The organism is Geodermatophilus sp. DF01-2 (assembly GCF_004571065.1).
Classification (GTDB): Bacteria; Actinomycetota; Actinomycetes; order Mycobacteriales; family Geodermatophilaceae; genus Geodermatophilus.
The window spans coordinates 1-5,110 of the sequence record NZ_SPQN01000146.1 but is presented as its reverse complement, the minus strand read 5'-3'; the positions used below and the strand labels follow the sequence as shown (position 1 = coordinate 5,110).

Sequence of the window (5,110 nt, the reverse complement as noted above, 5' to 3'; positions counted from 1 at the left end):
GTCCCACCGACCAGCCCCGCGGCCACCCCGGCCCCAGCCACGGCGAGCCCGGCGGCCGCGCCGAGCGCGCTGCGGGCCGCCCCGATCCGCCGCGACAGGGACATCGCCCTCCTCCCGGAACTCGATCCCCCGGAACCCCGGGTGCCTGCGGACGCTACGCCCGCTGCCGCCTCCGCGCGCTCCGGAGCGGCGCCGGAGGACCCCCGCGGCGGTGCCTGGGGTCGTCGGCATGGCGCGCCCGGGGACCTCGCTCCTCTCCGCCGCCCCCGGGGCCGTGTCCCCGCACCGGCTGCGGGCCGCGCACACCGCGGTCGGGGCCTGCTTCGCGCTCAACGCCGTCCTCTACGCCAGGGGCCCTGGTGCTCGGGCGGGTCGCGCGCCCGGCGCGGGGCTGACCGCCGGGCGGTGGCCGCCGGCGCGTGGCCGATCTCGCGCCGCGCCCGACGGCGGCCGTGCCCCGATGCTGGCTACCGTGGAGCGGCAACGGCCGGCCGGACCCGAGGAGACGGACAGGTGGACACGGTGACCCGGCGGGGGACGGTCCCCGCACCCGGTCCCCACTACGTCCACGACGCGCTGTTCTTCTCCTCGCCCGACGAGCTGGCTGCCGGGACGGTGCCGTTCGTCCGGGAGGGCCTGGCCACGGGGGACGCGGTCGTGGTCGCCGCCTCTCCCGGCACCGCCGACCTCGTCCGCGCGGCGGTCGGGGGCGACCCGCGCGTGCGCGTGCTGGAACGCGGCGACACCTACCGTCGGCGCACCCCCACCGCGGTCGCCTCGTTCCGGCGGCTGGCCGACGAGCTCGCCGCCACCGGGGCACCCCGGATCCGGGTCGTCGGGGAGACCGATTTCGGGCGCACCGAGCGGGACTGGCTGGAGTGGCAGCGCTACGAGGCGGTGATCAACGAGGTGCTGGGGCCGTGGCCGCTGTGGGGGCTGTGCGTCTTCGACACCCGACGGCTGCCCGAGCAGGTGCTGGAGTCCGTCGCCCGGACCCACCCGACCGTCGTGGCCGGCGGGCAGCGCACCCCCAATCCCCGGTTCGTCGACCCGGCCCGCTACCTGAGCGGGCTGCCGGTGCCGCCCGAACCGCTGCAGGCCTCCACCCCCCGCCTGGCCGTGGACGACGTCGCCGACCCCATCGCCCTGCGGCACGCCGTCGCCGCCGCGCTGGCCGCGGTGGCCGGGCCGTGCGAGGTGGTGGAGGACTTCCTGCTCGCGGTCGACGAGATGACCTCCAACGCCGTCCGGCACGGCGGGCCGCCGGTGGGCCTGCGGCTGTGGACGTCGGCCGAGCGGGTCGTGTGCACCGTCACCGACCACGGGCCGGGGCTGGACGACCCGTTCGCCGGCTACGGCCCGGCCCACGGCGAGGACCTCTCCCGCGGCGGCATGGGGCTGTGGCTGGCCCGCCAGCTGTGCGACCACGTCGACATCACCACCGGCCCGGACGGCGTCGCGGTGCGGCTGACCACCGAGCTGCGCTGAATCGTCCTGACCTGCGCCGGAGCCCATGTCCAGACGGGTGCCCACCCGCGCGGGCGGTGGGTGAGGGAGGCTGGAGGCGGGGGCCCCGCCAACCAGAGGTGGCGGGGCCGGTGGACGGCCGGCGGGACGGACCCGCCGGCGACGAGCAGCGCAGGAGCACGTGGATGCCGCAGGGCACGGTGAAGTGGTTCGACGCCGAGAAGGGGTTCGGGTTCATCGAACCCGACGACGGAGGACGTGACGTCTTCGTCCACTTCTCCGCGATCGCCGACGAGGGCGGTTTCCGGACCCTCGACGAGGGCCAGCAGGTGGAGTACGAGGCGAGCGAGGGGCAGCGCGGGCTGCAGGCCGACACGGTGCGATCCGTCGGCGGGGGCGCGCCACGGCGCCAGGACGCCGGGTACGGCCGCGACCGGGACACCGGGTACGGCCGCGACCGGGACCGCGGCGCCGGGTACGGCCGCGACCGTGACGCCGGGCGGGACCGCGACCGGGGCAATGACCGCGACCGGGGCAGTGACCGCGGCCGGTCGCCGTCCCGCGGTGGGCGCAGCACCGGCACGGTGTCCTGGTTCGACGCCGACAAGGGGTTCGGGTTCATCCAGCCCGACGACGGCGGCCCGGACGTCTTCGTGCACTTCTCCGCGATCGCCGACCGCGGAGGCTTCCGCAGCCTCGACGAGGGCCAGCGGGTGGAGTTCGACGTCACCGAGGGCCAGCGCGGGCCGCAGGCCGAGGACGTGCGCTCGGCCGAGCGCGGCGGGGGCGGCGGCCACCGGGACGCAGGCCCGCGGGGACGCGACGGCGGGTACCGGGACCGCGACGGCGGCGGCTACCGGGACCGCGACGGCGGGTACCGGGACCGTGACGCCGGGCGCGGCGCGGCCGGCGGGGGTCGCCGTCCCTCCGGCGGGGGCCGGGCCAACGGCACGGTGAAGTGGTTCAACGCGGAGAAGGGCTTCGGGTTCATCGAGCCCGACGACGGTGGCCCGGACGTGTTCGTGCACTTCTCGGCCATCGCCGACCGCGGCGGCTTCCGCACCCTCGACGAGGGTCAGCGGGTGGAGTTCGAGGCCAGCGAGGGCCAGCGCGGCCGGCAGGCCGACCGGGTCGACCCCGCCTGAGCAAGGACCCCCTGCCCGCCGCCGTGAGAGGGCCCTCCTGCAGGCGGCCGACGTCCCCGTGCTGCTGTTCGGCGAGCGACCCCGCACGGGGACGTCACAGCAGGCGGACGTCGGCCTCCACGGCCTCGGCGGCCTTGCGCGCGGCGATGAGCACCGGGTCCCAGACCGGGGCGAACGGTGGGGCGTAGGAGAGGTCCAGGGACAGGATCTCGTCGACGCCCATCTCGTTCCAGATGCAGATCGCCAGGGCGTCGACGCGCTTGGCCGCCGCCTCCCGGCCGACGACCTGGGCGCCCAGCAACCGCCCGCTGCGCCGCTCGGCGATCATCTTGACCCGGATCGGCTGGGCACCCGGGAAGTAGCCGGCCTTGGTGGTCGAGTCCACGGCCGCGGTGACGAAGGAGAAGCCGGCGGCCTCGGCCTCGGCCTCCGACAGACCGGTGCGGGCGGCCTCCACCTCGCAGATGCGGGTGATGGCGGTGCCGATGACGCCGGGGAAGGTGGCGTACCCGCCGCCGATGTTGATGCCGGCGACCCGGCCCTGCTTGTTCGCGTGCGTGCCCAGGGCGACCACCACCCGCTGGCCGGAGAGCCGGTGCACCGACTCGACGCAGTCGCCGGCCGCCCACACCCCCTCGACCTGGGTGCGCATCCGCGCGTCGACCGCGATCCCGCCGGAGACGCCCAGCGGGATGCCGGCCTCGTCGGCCAGTCGCACGGCCGGCCGGACACCCAGGCCGAGCACCACCAGGTCGGCGGGCAGCTCGCGGCCACTGGCGGTGACCACCGCCCGGGCCCGCCCCCCGGCGTCGGTCTCGACTGCGGCCACCGCGTCGGAGAGGACCAGCTCGATCCCCTCCTTGCGCACCCCCTCGGCGATGAACTCGCCGATGTCGGGGTCGAAGGTGCCGACGGGGGTGGCCGACATGTCGACGACGGTGACGTCGAGCCCGCGCACCCGGCACGCTTCGGCGATCTCCAGACCGATGTAGCCGCCACCGACGACGACCACCCGACGCACCTCGCCGCGCTCCAGCTCGGCCCGCAGCGCCGCGCCGTCGTCGAGGGTCTGGACGCCGTGGACGCCGGCCGCGTCGATGCCGGGTACCGGCGGTCGCATGGGCACGCTGCCGGTGGCGTAGACCAGTTCGTCGAAGCGCTCCACACCGCTGCCCCCGCCGGCGAGGTCCCGCCAGTGGACGACGCGGCGGTCGAGGTCGATGCCGACGACCTCGGTACGCATCCGCACGTCGATGCCGGCGGCGCGGTGCTGCTCGGGGGTGCGGGCGACGAGGCGCTGCTCGGAGTCGACCGTGCCGCTGATCCAGTACGGGATGCCGCAGGCGGAGTACGAGGTCGCGCGGCCCCGCTCGAACAGGACCACGTCCAGGTCGGGCCGCCGCTTCCTCGCCTGCGATGCGGCGCTGCCACCTGCGGCGTCCCCACCCACCACGACCACGCGTCTGCCCACGTGAGGGGACGGTAGGGGGTCCGGCGCTCCTGCGCCGGTCCACGCAGGGCGCGGGCCGGTGCTCGGCAGGTGCTCGCCGGGTCGGCATCACCGGGCGCACCGGGCCCGGTCGGTGCGGTGCGGCAGGGGGCGGGCTGGGTCTACCGTCGGGCCATGACCGTGCCGCCCCCTCCCGGCCCGCAGCCGCCGTCGCCCTCGCCGTCCCCCGTGGACCCCGTGCCGCCGCCGGACCCGGCCCCGGTGCCGCAGCCGGGTCCGGCCAACCCGTCCGCCCCGCCGCCGGCCGGACCGCAGCCGGTCTGACGCCGGCAGCACCGCCGCCCACAGGCGGTCGTCCGCCCGACGACGACCGTTCCGTCGACGGCAGCGCCTGGCCGACGGAGGCCGGCGCGCTCGCCGCCGAGCAGCGCCGGCTGGCCGCGCTGCGACCGGCCCTCTGGCGGCCCGAGCCACCGCTGACCGTGGCCGCCGCCGTGGTGGTCGGAGGTCGGGACGCCGGGAACCGGGACCAGGTGCCGGGCTGGGCCGCCGCCGTGTTCCGGCGCGGGGGCGTGGAGGTCGCGAGGAGCGTCCTCGAAGGTGCCATGGGCCCGCCCTACGTCCCGGCACTGCTGGCCGCGCGGGAGGGGCCGCTGCTGGCCGCCGCGGTCGCGGGCCTGGCCTCGCGACCGGACGTCCTCCTCCTCGCTGCAACGGGCCGGGACCATCCCCGGCGGGCCGGGCTCGCCCTACACCTGGGCGCTGTCCTCGACCTGCCCACGCTCGGCGTGACTGACCACCCGCTCCTCGCCGCCGGCCCCCCGCCCGGGCCCGTACGCGGTGACACGTCACCGCTCGTCCTCGACGGCGCCGAGGTCGCCCGGTGGGTGCGCACGGCGCCGGGCGTGCGCCCCGTCGTGGCGCACGCGGCCTGGCGCACGACGGCCGCCACGGCCGCCGAGGTGGTGCTCGCCACGGCGACCGGTGTGCGCACACCACAGGCGCTGCGGGAGGCCAGGCGGCTGGCCCGGGAGGCGCGGTCCGCGCG

The 5,110-nt window shown here is 77.3% G+C and carries 5 protein-coding genes and 2 pseudogenes; 6 read left to right on the top strand and 1 reads right to left on the bottom strand.

Features of this window, described 5'->3' with window-relative positions:
* Positions 1 to 513: 513 nt before the first annotated feature.
* The 4 genes and pseudogenes from E4P41_RS21185 (at position 514) to E4P41_RS22890 (ending at position 2,612) form a co-directional block, all read left to right on the top strand.
* Entirely contained in the window at positions 514 to 1,488 is a 975-nt protein-coding gene (locus E4P41_RS21185; protein WP_245177548.1) for an anti-sigma factor RsbA family regulatory protein, read from the top strand.
* Between the two features lie 164 nt (positions 1,489 to 1,652).
* Positions 1,653 to 1,850 (top strand): annotated as a pseudogene (locus E4P41_RS22900) (cold-shock protein); the annotation flags it as partial.
* A 201-nt stretch (positions 1,851 to 2,051) separates the two neighbouring features.
* A pseudogene (locus E4P41_RS22895) lies at positions 2,052 to 2,237 on the top strand (cold-shock protein); the annotation flags it as partial.
* Between the two features lie 183 nt (positions 2,238 to 2,420).
* A complete protein-coding gene (locus E4P41_RS22890; RefSeq protein ID WP_209307848.1) occupies positions 2,421 to 2,612 on the top strand; it encodes a cold-shock protein in 192 nt (63 codons plus the stop codon).
* A 94-nt stretch (positions 2,613 to 2,706) separates the two neighbouring features.
* Here the strand turns inward: E4P41_RS22890 and E4P41_RS21175 are convergent, their stop codons facing one another.
* Positions 2,707 to 4,083, bottom strand: coding sequence for an FAD-dependent oxidoreductase (locus E4P41_RS21175; protein ID WP_135143172.1), 1,377 nt, complete (start codon positions 4,081 to 4,083; stop codon positions 2,707 to 2,709).
* 153 nt (positions 4,084 to 4,236) lie between these two features.
* On the opposite strand from E4P41_RS21175, the gene E4P41_RS22480 reads away from it, so the two are divergent.
* Together E4P41_RS22480 and E4P41_RS21170 are read left to right on the top strand one after the other, a co-directional pair.
* Positions 4,237 to 4,386 carry a hypothetical protein gene (locus tag E4P41_RS22480; protein ID WP_167761210.1) on the top strand — a complete coding sequence of 50 codons (150 nt, stop codon included), beginning with the start codon at positions 4,237 to 4,239 and terminating at the stop codon, positions 4,384 to 4,386.
* A gap of 170 nt (positions 4,387 to 4,556) precedes the next feature.
* Positions 4,557 to 5,110: endonuclease V (locus E4P41_RS21170; RefSeq protein ID WP_209307846.1), on the top strand; the 554-nt coding region annotated here is incomplete at its 3' end.

Coding starts and splice junctions, on each gene's coding strand:
- E4P41_RS22480 (WP_167761210.1), top strand. CDS start 4,237: ATGACCGTGCCGCCCCCTCCCGGCCCGCAGCCGCCGTCGCCCTCGCCG.